The following is a 15,813-nucleotide window of genomic DNA, read 5'->3' as shown; positions in this document are numbered from 1 at the left end:
CGACGTGCACCAGTACGTGCCGTTGGGGTTGTCGGTGTACTGGTACCAGGGGCTGAACCGGTCCTCGGCGGCGAAGACGGTGAACGCCGTCCACTTGCGGCAGACGGTCGTCCCTTCGACCGCGCCGAGGGCATCCGTCGGGTGTTTCACGCCGTCGTTCGCGTACGCCTTCACGATCGTGCCCGACTCGTGCACCTTCGAGAAGTGCACCGGTATACCGAAGCGCGCGGTGGCGAGGTTGGTGAACCGGTGGGCAGCGGTCTCGTATGAGACAGCGAAAGCGTCACGGAGGTCCTCCATCGAGATGCGCCGGAAGTTCTTCGCCTCGGTGAGGAACCGCACCGCGCCGGCCTCTGGCAGCAGAATCGCCGCGGTGAGGTAGTTCGTTTCCACCCGCTGGCGCAGGAAGTCGGCGTAATTGGTGGGCTCTTCGTGCCCGAGCACATGGCTGGCGAACGCCTGAACCACCGGCGAGCGCGAGTCGCGGGATGCCGACTGCTGGGTCGGCAGATAGATCCGCCCGTTCCTGGAGTCGGTCACCGACCGGGTCGAGTGCGGCAGGTCGCCGACGTAGTGCAGGGTGAAGCCGAGGTGGTTGGCCATGTCTCCGACGAGCTGCTGGGACACCGGGCCGCCGGTGTGACCCACTGCGGCGAGAAGCTTCGTCGCCTCCGCCTCGAGCTCCGGGAAATAGTTGTCCCGTGCCCGCATCGTCGCGCGGAGTTGCGCGTTGGCGCGCCGAGCCTCCTCGGGGGTGGCCGCGCGTTCCCGGTGCAGCCGCTCGACCTCCGAATGCAGCGCAAGAATCGCCCGGAGGGTCTCATCGCTGTGCGCCTTCGACACCCGGACCGGCCGGATACCGAGGGCGGAGAAGACGGAACCACGCTGCGCCCGCTCGACCGCGATCTCCAGGGCGGCTCGCTCGGACGGCGCCTCGTCGCTCAGAAGATTCTCGGTTGTTGTACCGAGGGCGGCGGCGATCTGGCGGAGCATCGACAGCCGGGGTTCCCGCTTGCCGTTCTCGATCGTGGAGACCTGGGACGGTGCGCGGTCGACCGCCGCACCCAGTTGCTCGAGCGTCATTCCGCGCGCTACCCGCAATTCACGGATGCGCCGGCCGAGCGTGAGCGCGTCCACCTCGCCCTCGTCGCACTCGGGAGTCGCCACATTGCGGGGGTCAGCTGCGGTGCTGGTCATGGTGCCATCGTCGCATTCAACACTCTTTTCAACAAACAGAAGAACCGGCTTTCTTCTGCCGACCAATCTGGTCGAGGAAGCGTTCGGCGCCTACAGACTCGGTTCACGGCCACACAGAATCGAAGGAGCACAACGATGAGCACCCAGAACACCCGCCCCGGGAACCAGACCCAGACCGCAGCAGAGCTGCAGCTCGAGTGGGACGCCAATCCCCGCTGGGAGGGCGTCCGCCGCGACTACACGGCCGCCGAGGTCGTCGCCCTCCGCGGAAGCGTTCGGGAGGATGCGACGCTCGCCCGCCGCGGCTCCGAAAACCTGTGGAACCTGATCCACTCCGAAGAATGGGTGCCGGCACTCGGCGCTCTCACCGGCAACCAGGCCGTCCAGCAGGTTCGCGCCGGCCTCAAGGCCATCTACCTCTCCGGCTGGCAGGTCGCCGCAGACGCGAACCTCTCCGGCCAGACCTACCCCGACCAGTCCCTGTACCCGGCGAACTCCGTGCCATCCGTTGTCCGGCGCATCAACAACGCGCTGCTCCGCGCCGACCAGATCGAGTTCGCGGAGACCGGCACCACGAGCATCGATTGGCTGGCGCCGATCGTCGCCGACGCCGAGGCCGGTTTCGGCGGCCCGCTCAACGCATACGAGCTGATGGCATCCATGATCTCGGCCGGAGCCGCCGGTGTGCATTGGGAAGACCAGCTCGCCAGCGAGAAGAAGTGCGGGCACATGGGCGGCAAGGTGCTCATCCCGACCAGCCAGCACATCCGCACCCTCAACGCTGCCCGCCTTGCCGCGGACGTCGCCGGTGTGCCGAGCGTCATCATTGCCCGCACCGACGCCCTCGCGGCAACACTGCTCACGAGCGACGTCGACGAGCGTGACCGCCCGTTCCTCACCGGCACCCGCACCGCTGAGGGCTTCTACGAGGTCACGAACGGCATCGACACCGTCATCTCCCGCGGGCTCGCGTACGCCGAGTACGCCGACCTGCTCTGGGTCGAGTCGGCTGAGCCGGACCTCGAACTGGCCCGCACATTCGCGGAGCGCATCCACCAGGACTTCCCCGGCAAGAAACTCGCCTACAACTGCTCGCCGTCGTTCAACTGGAAATCCCACCTCGACGACGCACAGATCGCGACGTTCCAGAAGGAACTCGCCGCCATGGGCTACGCCTTCCAGTTCATCACGCTGGCCGGCTTCCACGCGCTGAACCACTCGATGTTCACGCTCGCCCAGGACTACAAGAACCGCGCCATGAGCGCATACGTCGAACTGCAGGAAGCCGAGTTCGCTTCAGAGGCGGACGGTTACACCGCGACCAGGCACCAGCGCGAAGTGGGCACAGGCTACTTCGACCGGATCGCCACGGCCCTGAACCCCGGGAGCGCCACCCTCGCGCTCGTGGGGTCGACCGAAGAAGACCAGTTCCACTGAACCATTTTTCGCCGGGCCGCCCGCTCCACGTGTGCGAGCGGCCCGGCACCATCCCAAGGACTCAGATCATGAACACACTGCTCGCCGAGCACAGCTCGGCACCGACCACCTCCCCCATGCCCACCCAGCAGAGCGCCGGCCCGCGCATCGAGGTCGTCGGGCGCCTGCACGAACGCTTCGACGAGATCCTCACCCCCGAGGCGCTCCAGTTCCTCGCCGACCTGCACCAGCGCTTCGCCGGCCGCCGGCACGACCGGCTCGCCGACCGGATGCGCCGCCGTTTCGAGATCGGAAACGGGCGCGACCCGAAATTCCGGGACGACACCGCGTCGATCCGGGCGGATGCCACCTGGCGGGTCGCCGGAGCTGGCCCTGGCCTGGAGGACCGCCGTGTCGAAATCACCGGACCGACCGACCGCAAGATGACGATCAACGCCCTGAACTCCGGTGCGAAGGTGTGGCTCGCCGACCAGGAAGACGCGACAAGCCCGACCTGGGCGAACGTTCTCGGCGGCCAGATCTCCCTGTTCGACGCGATCCGTCGACAGATCGACTTCACCAGCCCCGACGGCAAGGAGTACAAACTCACTGCCGGCGAAATGCCGACGATCGTGATGCGACCGCGCGGCTGGCACCTGGTCGAAAAGCACCTCAGGTTCATTGATTCCTCGGGGCATACGATGGCGGCATCCGGAAGCCTCGTCGACTTCGGCCTGTACTTCTTCCACAACGCGCAGGCGCTGATCGACTCCGGCCGTGGGCCGTACTTCTATCTCGCCAAGCTCGAGTCCAGTGAGGAGGCGCGCCTCTGGGATGACGTCTTCTCGTTCTCGGAGAAGCGCATCGGCATTCCCCATGGAACGATTCGCGCGACGGTGCTCATCGAGACGCTGCCAGCAGCGTTCGAGATGGAGGAGATCCTCTACGAACTGCGCGACCACTGCGCCGGGCTGAACGCCGGCCGCTGGGACTACATCTTCTCGATCATCAAGAACTACCGCGGCCGCGGCGGCCGATTCGTCCTGCCCGACCGCAGCGACGTCACCATGACGGTGCCATTCATGCGTGCGTACACCGAGTTGCTCGTGAAAACCTGCCATTCCCGGGGCGCGCACGCCATCGGCGGGATGAGCGCGTTCATCCCGAACCGCCGGGACCCCGCTGTGACCACTCGGGCGATCGAGAAGGTTTCGGCGGACAAGAAGCGGGAGGCCGGCGACGGATTCGACGGCACCTGGGTGGCGCACCCGGACCTCATCGACACGGCCCGTGCCGAGTTCGACACGGTCCTCGGCGACCGGCCGAACCAGGTCGACCGCCAGCGCGACGACGTGGAGGTGACGGCGGCGCAGCTGCTCGACGTCCACATCGGCCGCGCCGTGACGGACACCGGACTCCGCGACAACGTGTCGATCGGCGTCCGTTACCTCGAGTCGTGGCTCCGAGGCATCGGCGCCGCAGCGATCGACAACCTGATGGAGGATGCCGCGACCGCGGAAATCAGCCGCTCACAGATCTGGCAGTGGATCCACCAGGACGTCCGCACCGACGACGGCGCCCCGATCACCCGCGACCGGGTCGAGCGAATCCTCACCGAACTGCTCGACACCGTCGACCGGTTCGACGGCGACCGGTTCGACGACGCCGCGGATGTCTTCCGGGACGTGGCCCTGAGGGACGACTTCCCGACATTCCTCACCGTGGGCGCGTACTCGCGGTTCCTCGTCGACCTGGCGTAGGCATCCGCCGAATTCGTTGATCGAGTAGCGAGGTACGAGCGTATCGAGATCTGCATAGCCGGATCTCGATACGCTTCGCTGCTCGATCAACGGGTGGGCCCCTTGACGATCCCGTTCCAAGTGACGAGCATCTTTCGAGACGGTGACCGCCACCGCCGGATCGTCCAAGGAGACCCTTATGACCGACATCTTCGTCAACCTCCCCATATCGGACCTGGAGCGCACGAAAGCGTTCTACACCGCCCTCGGCTGGGAAATCAACGAAAACTTCACCGACGAGAACGCTGCCTGCATCGTCGTCGACAAAAACATCTACCTCATGCTCCTGACCCGCGACTTCCTGAGCACGTTCACCGACAAGCCGATCATCGACCCGAGAACCCACGTCCAGGCGATGACCGCCTTCAGCAGAGACAGCCGCGAAGCCGTCGACACCATCATGGAGACCGGAGTCGCGTCCGGGGGCACGGAACCACGCCCGGCGCAGGACTACGGCTTCATGTACTCACGCGACCTCGAAGACCCCGACGGCAACATTCTCGAGTTCGTCTACATGGACCCGGTCGCGGCGGAGAAGGGCCCGGACGCCTATCTGGCGGAGCAGGCTCAGTCCTGAGCGCCTTCGAGCCGGCGGCGGACGGTGGGCATGGCCCACCGCCCGCCACTGCCTTGTGAGTCAGCCGCAACGGTCAGGCGCATACGGGGGCGCTACCCTTCTAAGGTGAGCACAACACCGAAACTCTCAGCAAAGATTTCCGCCATCGCCGAGTCAGCCACGCTGAAGGTGGATGCCAAAGCGAAAGCGCTGCAGGCGCAGGGCCGCCCCGTGATCAGTTACGCGGCCGGCGAGCCGGACTTCGCCACCCCCGCACACATCGTCGAGGCAGCGATCGCGGCGGCGAGCGAGACGCGAAACCACCGTTACACGCCGGCCGCCGGTCTGCCCGACCTGCGTGAGGCGATCGCCGCGAAGACGCTCCGGGATTCAGGTCTCGCGGCATCCGCGAACCAGGTGCTTGTGACCAACGGTGGCAAGCAGTCCGTGTACGAAGCGTTCCAGGTGCTTCTGAACCCCGGCGACGAAGTGATCGTCCCGACGCCGTACTGGACCACGTACCCCGAGGTCATCGCGCTCGCTGACGGCGTCGCCGTCGACGTGTTCGCGGACGCCTCCCAGGACTACAAGGTCACCGTCGAGCAGCTCGAAGCGGCACGGACCGACCGCACGAAGGTGCTGCTCTTCGTGTCACCGTCGAACCCGACCGGGGCCGTCTACACGCCGGAGGAGACCGCGGCGATCGGCCGCTGGGCTCTCGAGAACAACCTCTGGGTGATCACCGATGAGATCTACCAGAACCTGACCTACTCCGGCGCACAGGCAGTGTCGATCGTCGAAGCGGTGCCGGAACTCGCCGAGCAGACCCTGCTCGTGAACGGTGTCGCGAAGACGTACGCGATGACCGGCTGGAGGGTCGGCTGGACCGTCGGACCGGCATCCGTCATCAAGGCGCTTTCGAACCTGCAGTCGCACCTCTCCGGGAATGTCAACAACATCGCGCAGCGTGCGGCGATCGCCGCGCTGACCGGCCCCCAGGATGACGTCGAGGCGATGCGCCAGGCCTTCGACCGGCGCCGCGGGCTCATCGTGTCGGAACTCAACAAGATCGAGGGCTTCCGCACGCCGACTCCTGAGGGCGCGTTCTACGTATACCCGGATGTCTCCGCACTGCTCGGCCGTGAGTGGGGCGGCGTCACCCCGACGACGTCGCTCGAGCTCGCCGACCTGATGCTCGACCAGGCCGAGGTCGCTGCGGTGCCCGGCGAAGCGTTCGGGCCCAGCGGTTACCTCCGGTTCAGCTACGCGCTCGGCGACGAGCCGCTCCTTGAGGGCGTGCAGCGGCTGCAGAAGCTGTTCGGCTGAAGCGCTCCGCCCGGCGAAAGCACTCACTCCGGACGGAATCACCCGGCGTACCGGGTGATTCCGGCCAGAACGGGTGATTTCGCGCGAGCGAGCGCTACAGCGAGACGCCGACGAAGACCGGTTCCGGCTGCAGCACGACACCGAACTCAGCGGCGACCCGCGCCTGCACGAACCGGGCGAGCGCGGCGATCTCGTCAGCGGTCGCCCCTCCTGTGTTGGTGAGCGCGAGCGTGTGCTTCGTCGAAATTCCCGCCCGGGAACCCGGCAGCCGGAATCCGCGACGGATGCCTGACCGCTCGATCAACCACGCGGCGCTGAGTTTCACCTGCGCGTCGTGTTCGAATGACGGGGCGGGTACCGTGCCGTCCCACTCCCCCAGCGGGATGACGACAGCGGGGTCGTGATCTTCCGTGATCGGCCAGCGCGGAGCATCCGCTGGGAGACTTCGTGCGAAGGTTTCGGAGACGATGGGGTTGGTGAAGAAGGATCCGGCGCTGTACGTGTCCGGGTCGGCGGCGTCGAGCACCATGCCCTTTGACGACCGCAGGTTCAGCACGGTGCGACGGACGTCGGCGATCGGCAGCCGGGCGCCGAGCTCGACCCCCAGCGCTGTCGCGAGCTGGGCGTAGCCGATGGGCGCGCTGAGCCCGGCATCGTCGGCGAGGTCCAGCTCGATGGCGACGACGACGCCGTCCCGTTCGGGAATCGACCCGCCATGCCGCTTGAGCACCGAGGTGCGGTAGCCGAGAGCGAGCTCTTCGGCCGGCACCCGCACGACCTCGAGGGAGTCGCGGTCGAGCAAATCGACCGAGACGAGTGCGCTCTCAAGCTCCTGGCCGTACGCGCCGATGTTCTGGATCGGTGCGGCACCGCTCGAACCCGGGATGCCGCTCAGGGCTTCGATTCCGCTCCAGCCGTTAGCCACCGCGAAGGCCACGAGCCCGTCCCAGGACTCTCCGGCTTCGACGCGGAGACGCACTCGCCCCGGCGCCGACTCCAACCGTTCGATGCCGCGGGTCGCGACCTGAACGACAGTGCCGTCAAAACCGTCATCGGCGGCGAGCGTGTTCGAACCCCCGCCGAGAATCAGCGGGTCCTCACCGTTCGCCCAGCCGTCGAGCACCGTGGCGACGAGCAGCTCCCGTGTGGTCGCCGGCACGAGCCGTTCCGCCGGGCCGCCGACGCGCAGTGTCGTGAGATCGGAAAGCAGTGTCGTCATCGCCTAACCGAGCTTCACGACGGCCTGAGCCTTGCCGAGCACCGTCGCCCCCTCGAACGTCACGGTGAGGTCGACCCGGGCGGTGCTGTCCGTCAGCGCGCCGATCTTCGCGGTGACCGTGACGGCCGCTCCCGTCTCGGGGTCGACGACGACGGGGCGGGTGAATTTGACCTGGTAATCGACGATCAACGCCGGGTCACCTGCCCAGTCGACAACCGGCTGAACGGCGAAACCCATCGTGAGCATGCCGTGGGCGAGTACACCGGGCAGCCCAACGGATGCTGCGACGTCGTCGCGGTAGTGAATCGGGTTGAAGTCACCGGATGCTCCCGCGTATCGCACGAGGGAATCGCGCGTCAGCGGAAACTCGCGCTCAGCAACCACGTCGCCGACGGTCAGCGACTCGAGCAGCGGCGCGCTCATTCGCCGCCCCGAACGACGAGGGTGGAGGTCGCGGTGACGACGTGGGCTCCCGACGCGTCGAGCATCTCGGATGAGGCGGTCACCATGGCGTGCGGGCCCAGGGTCTTCACACTCGTGACAGTGAGGGTGGCGGTGAGTTCGTCGCCGGCGACGATCGGCCGCGAGTAGGTGAATCGCTGGTCGCCGTGCACGACCCGGGAGAAGTCGATGCCCGCGTCGGGCTCGCCGAGCAGCTGAGCGAGCGTGTGCTCCTGAATGACGACCGGGAAGGTGGGGGGCGCGACGACGTCTGCATGACCGGCCGCGACTGCGGCATCCGGATCGAGAGAAATCGGGGAGGTGGCGAAAACGGCGCGAGCGAACTCGCGCACCTTCTCACGACCGACCAGGTATGGCGGGGCCGGCGGGAAGACGCGGCCCTGAAGTTCGGGGTTCACTGACACGAGATCCAGCCTACCCGGCGCTTCCCTGAGCGCCGGGTGGGTCTGCGCTACCTGCGACCGCCTCCGAGGAGTCCGCCGAGGAGGTCACCGATGCCCCCCGAGCCGCCACCTTTCGACCCGCCACCCCCGAGAAGATCACCAAGGATGTCACCGATGCCACCGCTGGTCGAGCGGGAGCTTCCACCCGTCGATCCGCCACCCCCGAGAAGATCGCTGAGCACGCCGCCCAGCCCTTGTTCGGGTTCCTTCTTCGGCGATTTCGGCTGCATCGGTTCGGTCGGCTGCGCCGTTTCGGTCGTCGGCTTGCGCTCCTGGAACTTCTTGGCCAGGTAGCTGAGCACGATGGGCGCGAGGATCGGCAGGAGCTTGCCGATCACGGGGCCGAGTCCCTTGCCGCTCACCGCGGCGGGCTGGGCGCCCAGCGTCGCGACCACCTGCTCTTTGTTCGGGCCGAAGATGTGCGAGACGATCTTTTCGCCGTCGTTCGTGTCCACCTCGTCGAGGCGGACCCCGCCGTCGACCAGGGCAGGGGAATGCTTCGTGACCGCCTTTTCGATGGATGCGGCTCCGCCCGGGTCCTTCGCGTTGGCTTCCAGGCCACCGACCAGCGCGGGGAGGGCCTGCTCGACCGCCGCGCGGGCGGTCTGCTCGTCGACACCGAGTTTCGCGGCGACGTCGTTCATCGGGATCTGGCTCATCAGTTCATCCAGGGATGCCATGTGCTTCCTTCCGGTTGCGGCCGCCGTTCACGGCGGGCTCTTCCGACAGGGTATCGAGGCCATCTTCCCGACGGGTAGGGGTAGCGGGGCGGCCCGGCGCTCAGGTCGAGGGGAACCGAAGCGCCTTGACGATCAATTGCGTGGCGACGGCGGCGAGGAAGGCCGCGAAGAGCAGGTTCGCCGCCTGGGGGGTGATTCCGGCGGCCACGACCGCGCCCAGAGCCGTCGTCGTGCAGGCCGAAATCCCGATCACGGCCGCCGCCGGGAGGTCCACGTTTTTGCGCAGAAGGTTGCCGATCGTGCCGGAGAGGGCGGTCGGAATCATCATCAGCAGGCTTGTGCCTTTGGCGATGAGGTCACTCGCCCCGAAGAGGAGGATGAGCATCGGCACGACCATCGCGCCCCCTCCGATTCCGAGCAGGCCGGACAGCACCCCGACGATCAGGCCGAGCACGATGAGACCGATCACCGCGACAGGGGAGAACTCGATCGACGCATCCCGGGACGGAACCACGAGGAACAGGCTGACGATCACCACGAAGAGGAAAACGATGAACCCCCAGCGCAGCGCCCGCCGCGGCAGCCGGCTGAGCAGGTGGCTCCCTACTTGAGCGCCCACGATCGCGCCGGCGGCGAGCAACGCCGCCGCCACCCAATCGACCGAACCGCCGAGCGCATAGCTGACGACGCCGACGACGGACATCGGCACGATGGCAGCGAGCGAGGTTCCTGCGGCCGTCCGCTGATCGAACGAGACCAACAGCAACAGCGCCGGCACGATGAGGATGCCGCCACCGACACCGAACAGCCCGGACAGGAACCCTGCAGCGAGACCGATGAGAACCAACCGGACCCAACGTCCCGCTGTGTGTTGCTGTGGCATCCGTCTCCCTGATCCTGGCGCGAGGTTTCGACGCTATCACCGCCGTCGGTGCCGGTAACGTGAGGGCATGCTGATTCGGGACGCGCGGGGCGATGACTGGAGTGGCATCTGGCCGTTCCTCCGCGAGATCGTCGCCGCCGGGGAAACGTACTGCTGGCCCCCCGACACCTCCGAGGAGGATGCCAGGGTGTGGTGGATGGGGAAGGCAGGCGGGCGCGTGTTCGTCGCCGTCGACGAGGCAGGCTCCGTTCTCGGCACGGCGGAGTTGCACCCCAATCAGCCCGCCGCCGGGTCGCACATCGCGAACGCCGGTTTCATGATCGCCCCATCCGCCGCCGGCCGTGGGATCGGCCGCGCACTGGCCGCGCACGTCCTCGACGAGGCCGCTCACGACGGGTACCGGGCGATGCAGTTCAACGCAGTCGTCGAGACGAACGCCGGGGCGATCGCGCTGTGGCAGTCGCTCGGTTTCCGGATCCTCGCCACCGTTTCCGAGGCCTTCGATTCACCCACTCGGGGCCTCGTCGGACTCCACATCATGCATCGGATGCTGGGACGCTCGCCTTCCTGACGGTTCCGGCATCGCGCGGTCGCGTCGAAAGCACGATGGGAACTGGCAGAATTGGAATCCAGGCGCGCGAACTCCGCCGCCGGAAAACGAGGTCCCGATGAAGGTCATTGCCGATACCGAAGTCTGTGTCGCTGCCGGCGTTTGCGTGAACATCGCCCCGGCCGTCTTCGACCAGGATGACGAGGTCGGCAAGGTCATCCTGCTGAACCCGAACCCTGGCGCCGAGGACTACGAAGCGGTGCGTGACGCCGTTCTCAGCTGCCCGTCTGCCGCTCTCCGCCTGCTCGAGGACTAGTGGCGGCCGCACCCTCCCGGGTTCTCATCGTCGGTGCGTCCGCTGCGGGCCTGACGACTGCCGCCGCGCTGCGGCGGAACGGGTACGACCGCGACGTCACCCTTGTCGACGCCGAAGCACACTCCCCGTACGATCGCCCTCCGCTCTCCAAACACCTGCTGTCCGGCGAATGGGAACCGGAGCGGCTGTTGCTGAAGTCGCAGGTCGAACTCGACGACCTGAGTGTCGGCATCCGCTCTGGGGTGAGAGCCACCGGGCTGGACCTCTCCAGGCGGCAGGTCACGATTTCTGACGGCACGGAGCTGGGCTTCGACCGGCTCGTGCTCGCGACCGGCGTGCAGCCGCGCCACCTGCCGGGCACCGCGCAGCTGCAGGGCGTTCACACCCTGCGCACCGTCGATGACGCGCTTTCGCTTCGGGACGAACTGCAGCCGGGCCGGCAACTCGTCGTCGTCGGCGGCGGGTTCCTCGGCACCGAGGTCGCTGCCACAGCCGTGCGCCTCGGCGTGGACGTGACGCTCGTGAGCGCAGCACCGACACCGCTCGAACGGAGCCTGGGCGCGGATGTCGGCGGCCAGGTCGCCGAGCTCCACCGTGCTCACGGCGTTGCACTGCGGATGGGGCCGGAGTCCGCCGTGGTGTCGCTCGTCGAGTCCGGTGGGGTCGTGGCCGGGGTGCAGCTGGCGGACGGCACCCAGCTGTCTGCGGATGTCGTGTTCGTCGCGATCGGCGCTTCACCTGACCTCGACTGGTTGCAGGGAAGCGGCATCCCGCTGGGCGACGGCATTGAATGCGCCCCCGACCTCTCTGTGGCGCCGGGCGTGTATGCCGCTGGCGATGCCGCCCGGTGGTGCAACCCGGTTTTCGATGAGTTCATGCGGGTCGAGCACCGCACCAACGCGACCGAGCAGGGAATGCACGTCGCCCGTCGTCTCCTCGACGGCGAGCAGGGCGCGTTCGCGTCGGTGCCGTACTTCTGGACCGACCAGTACGACCTCAAACTGCAGGTGCACGGCTGGCTGCGGGGCTATGACGAGGTGCGAGTCGTCGAGGGTTCGTTCGAAGAGAAGCGGATGGTGGCGCTGTTCCGGCGCGGGGACCGTCTCGTCGGCGTGATGGGCATCGGAGCGGCGAAGGTGGTGCGCGCGTGGCGCCAGCACGTCCTCGATGGCGCGGCGTGGGCATCCGTCGTTGGTTCCTGAGCTGGGGCGGCGGCCGGTGCCGACAACTCGCACGATTAAGAGGAGATCGCACGATGGACAGGATGCTTTCGCGACTTCGGTCCTGCTGACCGTGCGATCTCCTGCAAAGCGTGCGTCCGGACGGCCCGTTCAGGACCGCTCGAGCACACCCTCAACCGCATAATGCGCGGCAAGGCGCCGGAAACCCTCATCGAGCGACACAGTCGGGGTCCATTCGAGGTCGGCGCGGGTGCGCCGCTGGTCAAACCAGTGCGCCGTCGACAACTGCTCGGCCAGGAACCGGGTCATCGGCGGTTCGTCGGCCCCGGGCTTCACCCGCCAGACCGCCTCGATGAGTGACCCGGCGGTTCGAGCGACGGATGCCGGCACCCGCCACCGTGGGGACGTCACGCCGGCTGCGCCACAGATCCCGGCAAGCAGCTCGGCGACCGGCCGCGGCTCGCCGTTGGTCAGAACGTAGGAGCGCCCGTGAACCTCGTCGACTCGACGCAGCGCCGCCGCGATGGCGCTCGCGGCGTTGTCGATGTAGATGGTGTCGATGAGAGCGGCGCCGGAGTCCAGCAGCGGAAGTCGTCCCTGCCGCGCCCGCTCGACCACTCGCTCGACGAGTTGGGTGTCGCCTGGACCCCAGACCAGATGCGGACGCACCGCGACCACCCGGATCTCGGCGGAGTCGGCGGCGAGTGCGAGCAGTTCGGCCTCGGCTTTGGTGCGGGCGTAGTCGCCACGAGCATGAACAGGATCGGCGAGGAGCGCGTCGTCGCCGACGATCGACGTACCGGAGTGTGCCACAGACGGCGATGAGACATGGACGAAACGCTCAACCCCCGCCGCGCGAGCCGCATCGAGCAGGTTTCGAGTACCGCCGACGTTCACCCGGTTGAACTCGGCCGGATCGCCGGCGAGGGACACCCTCGCGGCGAGGTGCACGATCGCGTCCTGCCCGGAGACCGCGCGCGTGACGGCGTCCAGATCGGTCACCGAACCGAGCGAGTCCGACGCTCCGTCGACTCCGGACGGGCGGCGCTGGAAACATCGCACCTCGTGCCCCGCAGCCAGAAGCTCAGCGGCGACAGCACGGCCGAGCAGCCCGCTCGCCCCCGTGACGAGGACTCTCACGGGGCGACCATCCGCCCGCCGGAGAGGATGCCTTCGGCCCAGGCCGACAAGGCCGACCGGTTGATCTTCGAATTGTGACGGATGTCGGTCGGCAGGTGCGGCACAACGAGGACGGCAGCGAGCGGCACGTCGACCGCAGCACGGATCGCGGCGGCAAGCTCAGGGCGTGCAAGTGCAACGCGTCGAGCCTCGGGCGAGGTCTCCACGACGGCGACGACCTGCTGGACGCCACGCGGGCCGACACCGACGATCGCCGCGCGCAGCACCGAATCGACGGATTCGGCCTGAAGTTCAGGTCCGACCGGGGTGACGACGCCGTCCGCGGTGACGAGGACGTGCGGCATCCGGCCTTCGACCCAGAGCCGGCCGGAGTCGTCGAGGTGCCCGACGTCGCCGGTGCGGTGCCAGCGTTCCCCGGGCACGCCGCCACGGCGGCTGGCCCGGTGGGTGAGCCACAACCGGTCGTAGTGATCCTCGACGTGGGGGGCGGAGACGAGGATCTCACCGGTGAGAAGCGGAGCATCGGTCAGGTCGCCGGTCGCGGCGCCGTCGGCGTCGAGCGGCGAGATGCGCACCCGCGTGGCACCTGACGGCGTCCCGACACACACCCCACCAGGTCCTGACGCTGACGCAGCATCGCGGATGCCATCAAGTGTGATGTCGGTCATCAGCAGACCCTCGGTCATGCCGTACGGGGTGTGCGCTGTGGCCGAAGGCATGAGCGCCGCGATGGCGGCGAGCAGCGGTTCGGACACGGGGGCGCCGGCGGAGAGGAACTGCTCGACACCGGCAAGGGCTCGGGTGTCCTCGTCGGTGAGAGCGGCGGATGTCGCCACGACGTTCGCGACAGCAGCTGGCGACAGGAAGACGACGGCGGCGTCGACCGCCTTCACCGCTGCGGCGACCGCGGCCGCCGTGAGCGTCTTCGGCGAGGTGACGTCCATGTCCGGCGTGACGGACCGCGCACCGAGTGCGGGACCGAGCAGCGCGAACGGCGCGAAGCCGGCGACGAGCCCTGTGCCGACCCCGACACCGTATTGGGCGGCGAGGGCGTCGCGCACCGCGGAGAGCTGCCCGTGCGTGTAGACGACTCCCTTGGCCGGACCGGTTGAACCGGAGGTGAAGAGGATCGCGGCGATGTCGCCTCCGGTCGGTGCCTCGGGCAGCTCTTCGTCCGAACCGAGGGAGGCCAGTTGAGCGAGAGAGAAGGAGACACCGAGTGCGCGGCGGGCGGGGGCTGCGAGCGTGGTGGTCGAGATCTTTTGCCCCGGCCAGCCGAGCGCTCGCGCGGCCGTCAGGCCGGGCAGAGCGCCGATGACGTGGTCCGGGCAGGCGCCGCGGACCGCGCGGGTGAGGCCTCTCAGGCCGAGGCCCGCGTCGGCGACGACGACGATCGCGCCGATGCGGAGGCAGGCGTAGAGCACGGCGACGAGGTCGGCGCTCGGCGGAATGAGAAGCGACACCCGGTCGCCCTTTCTCACACCGATCGAGTCGAGACCGGATGCGATCTGCCGCACCCGCTTCGAGAGCAGCCGCCAGGAGACGACGCGTGGGGCCGGTCCGCTCGACGGCACCATGTCGATGACCGCCGACTCGTCGCTGTCCTGCAACTCATCGAGGTATCGCCAGAGCGGCGGGCGGGCCGACTCATCGGCCGCGACGGCGGTCGGCGTTGCTTCGGCACCGCGGATGCCGTCACCCAGCCAGGTGAGGACGGCGGAGGCGTAGTCCACGTCCTCGGCCACGAGGTGCCCGGCGCCTTCGAATCGGTGCACGTCGGCGTGCGGCATCCGGCCGATCAGGTCGTCGAGGTACCGGTCGCTGAAGATGGGGTCGCGAGGACCCCAGAGCATGAGGGCGGGAACGGTGAGACGGGCGACTGAGTCGGCGATCCGAGCGAGTTCGGCGCGGCTCTCATGAGCGAGGTCGACGGGGATGTCGGCGACGAAACCGCCGATGCCGCCACGTCGCCCGGCGCCGCGATAGGGGGCGCGGTAACCGTCCTTGATCGATGCGTGCAGGGGCGGGTGGGCCAGCGCGAGCGTCGTCTCGAGAAAGGCTGGGGTGGAGACCGTGGCACCGCCGAGCAGGGCCGGCTGGAGGGCGAGCCGCAGCGGGGCGGGGATCGGGCGATTCTCCGGCTGGTGCACGGCCGTGTTGAGCAGCATCACGCCGGCGAGCAGCTCGGGGTGGTCGATGGCCCAGCCGAGCGAGACGACACCGCCCCAGTCGTGCCCGAGCGTGAAAACGGGACCGTCCAGGCCGAGTGCGTCGGTCAGGGTGCCGAGGTCCTGCACCCGCCGGGCGAGCGGGCGGCGCGTGCCGGTGCGCTCGGAGAATCCCATGTCGAGCTGATCGACGGCGATGACCCGCCACGCGTCTGCACCCTCCGCAGCGGCGAGTGTCGCCGCGTCGACGAGGCGCCGCCACAGGTACGACCAGGTCGGGTTGCCGTGGACGCACAGGATCGTGCCGACGGGCTCGACGCCGAGTTCTTCGAGGCGATCGGCGTTGTCGAGCACGTGCCAGCCCCGATCGACGGATGCTCCCGCCTCCGGAGCGCGCACCACCCGCGAGTACGCGGGGTCGAGACCGTCCAGGTCAGCGGGAGGCAGGGTCGCCGGCGCCATCGCACCGCCGACTGC

15 protein-coding genes are annotated in these 15,813 nt (G+C 68.2%); 7 read left to right on the top strand and 8 right to left on the bottom strand.

Annotated features, from left to right (window positions below; genetic code table 11):
- Window positions 1-1,197 (bottom strand): helix-turn-helix domain-containing protein (locus ACLQ62_RS06165; protein ID WP_411720778.1); only part of this gene is annotated, 1,197 nt, incomplete at its 3' end.
- 135 nt (window positions 1,198-1,332) lie between these two features.
- Here ACLQ62_RS06165 and aceA point away from each other — a divergent pair.
- From aceA to ACLQ62_RS06145, 4 genes are all read left to right on the top strand, one after another.
- The gene (gene aceA, locus ACLQ62_RS06160) at window positions 1,333-2,634 is read left to right on the top strand and encodes an isocitrate lyase (RefSeq protein WP_411720777.1); all 1,302 of its coding nucleotides are present in this window, start codon (window positions 1,333-1,335) and stop codon (window positions 2,632-2,634) included.
- Between the two features lie 116 nt (window positions 2,635-2,750).
- Entirely contained in the window at window positions 2,751-4,373 is a 1,623-nt protein-coding gene (gene aceB, locus ACLQ62_RS06155) for a malate synthase A (protein ID WP_411720780.1), read from the top strand.
- A 178-nt stretch (window positions 4,374-4,551) separates the two neighbouring features.
- Window positions 4,552-4,989 carry a VOC family protein gene (locus tag ACLQ62_RS06150; RefSeq protein WP_411720776.1) on the top strand — a complete coding sequence of 146 codons (438 nt, stop codon included), beginning with the start codon at window positions 4,552-4,554 and terminating at the stop codon, window positions 4,987-4,989.
- Between the two features lie 105 nt (window positions 4,990-5,094).
- Entirely contained in the window at window positions 5,095-6,294 is a 1,200-nt protein-coding gene (locus ACLQ62_RS06145; protein WP_411720775.1) for a pyridoxal phosphate-dependent aminotransferase, read from the top strand.
- Window positions 6,295-6,388: 94 nt separating this feature from the next.
- Here ACLQ62_RS06145 and ACLQ62_RS06140 read toward each other — a convergent pair whose 3' ends face one another.
- The 5 genes from ACLQ62_RS06140 to ACLQ62_RS06120 form a co-directional block, all read right to left on the bottom strand.
- Window positions 6,389-7,513 (bottom strand): UDP-N-acetylmuramate dehydrogenase, encoded by a 1,125-nt coding sequence (locus ACLQ62_RS06140; RefSeq protein ID WP_411720774.1) that lies wholly within the window; start codon window positions 7,511-7,513, stop codon window positions 6,389-6,391.
- Between the two features lie 3 nt (window positions 7,514-7,516).
- Window positions 7,517-7,936 (bottom strand): MaoC family dehydratase, encoded by a 420-nt coding sequence (locus ACLQ62_RS06135; RefSeq protein WP_411720773.1) that lies wholly within the window; start codon window positions 7,934-7,936, stop codon window positions 7,517-7,519.
- A complete protein-coding gene (locus ACLQ62_RS06130) occupies window positions 7,933-8,379 on the bottom strand; it encodes a MaoC family dehydratase N-terminal domain-containing protein (protein WP_411720772.1) in 447 nt (148 codons plus the stop codon). Before ACLQ62_RS06130 ends, ACLQ62_RS06135 begins: the two co-directional genes overlap by 4 nt.
- Window positions 8,380-8,426: 47 nt before the next feature.
- Window positions 8,427-9,098: a DUF937 domain-containing protein gene (locus tag ACLQ62_RS06125; protein ID WP_411720771.1), complete on the bottom strand. Its 672-nt coding sequence runs from the start codon at window positions 9,096-9,098 to the stop codon at window positions 8,427-8,429.
- Between the two features lie 100 nt (window positions 9,099-9,198).
- Entirely contained in the window at window positions 9,199-9,981 is a 783-nt protein-coding gene (locus ACLQ62_RS06120) for a sulfite exporter TauE/SafE family protein (RefSeq protein WP_411720770.1), read from the bottom strand.
- Window positions 9,982-10,048: 67 nt separating this feature from the next.
- Between ACLQ62_RS06120 and ACLQ62_RS06115 the strand changes: the two genes are divergently transcribed.
- The 3 genes from ACLQ62_RS06115 (at window position 10,049) to ACLQ62_RS06105 (ending at window position 12,049) form a co-directional block, all read left to right on the top strand.
- Window positions 10,049-10,552, top strand: a complete 504-nt coding sequence (locus ACLQ62_RS06115) for an N-acetyltransferase family protein (protein WP_411720769.1) — start codon at window positions 10,049-10,051, stop codon at window positions 10,550-10,552.
- A gap of 97 nt (window positions 10,553-10,649) precedes the next feature.
- The gene (locus tag ACLQ62_RS06110; protein ID WP_297360235.1) at window positions 10,650-10,847 is read left to right on the top strand and encodes a ferredoxin; all 198 of its coding nucleotides are present in this window, start codon (window positions 10,650-10,652) and stop codon (window positions 10,845-10,847) included.
- Complete coding sequence (locus tag ACLQ62_RS06105; RefSeq protein WP_411720768.1) at window positions 10,847-12,049, top strand: NAD(P)/FAD-dependent oxidoreductase; 1,203 nt, start codon at window positions 10,847-10,849, stop codon at window positions 12,047-12,049. Before ACLQ62_RS06110 ends, ACLQ62_RS06105 begins: the two co-directional genes overlap by 1 nt.
- A 129-nt stretch (window positions 12,050-12,178) precedes the next feature.
- Here the strand turns inward: ACLQ62_RS06105 and ACLQ62_RS06100 are convergent, their stop codons facing one another.
- Entirely contained in the window at window positions 12,179-13,168 is a 990-nt protein-coding gene (locus ACLQ62_RS06100) for an NAD-dependent epimerase/dehydratase family protein (RefSeq protein WP_411720767.1), read from the bottom strand.
- Window positions 13,165-15,798, bottom strand: a complete 2,634-nt coding sequence (locus tag ACLQ62_RS06095; protein WP_411720779.1) for an alpha/beta fold hydrolase — start codon at window positions 15,796-15,798, stop codon at window positions 13,165-13,167. The genes ACLQ62_RS06100 and ACLQ62_RS06095 overlap by 4 nt, the downstream gene beginning before the upstream one ends.
- Window positions 15,799-15,813 lie beyond the last annotated feature (15 nt).

It is taken from the genome of Mycetocola sp. (assembly GCF_046716805.1).
Taxonomy (GTDB): Bacteria; Actinomycetota; Actinomycetes; order Actinomycetales; family Microbacteriaceae; genus Mycetocola_A.
The sequence above is the reverse complement of the archived record's forward strand: the minus strand, read 5'-3'. Positions and strand labels throughout refer to the sequence as shown.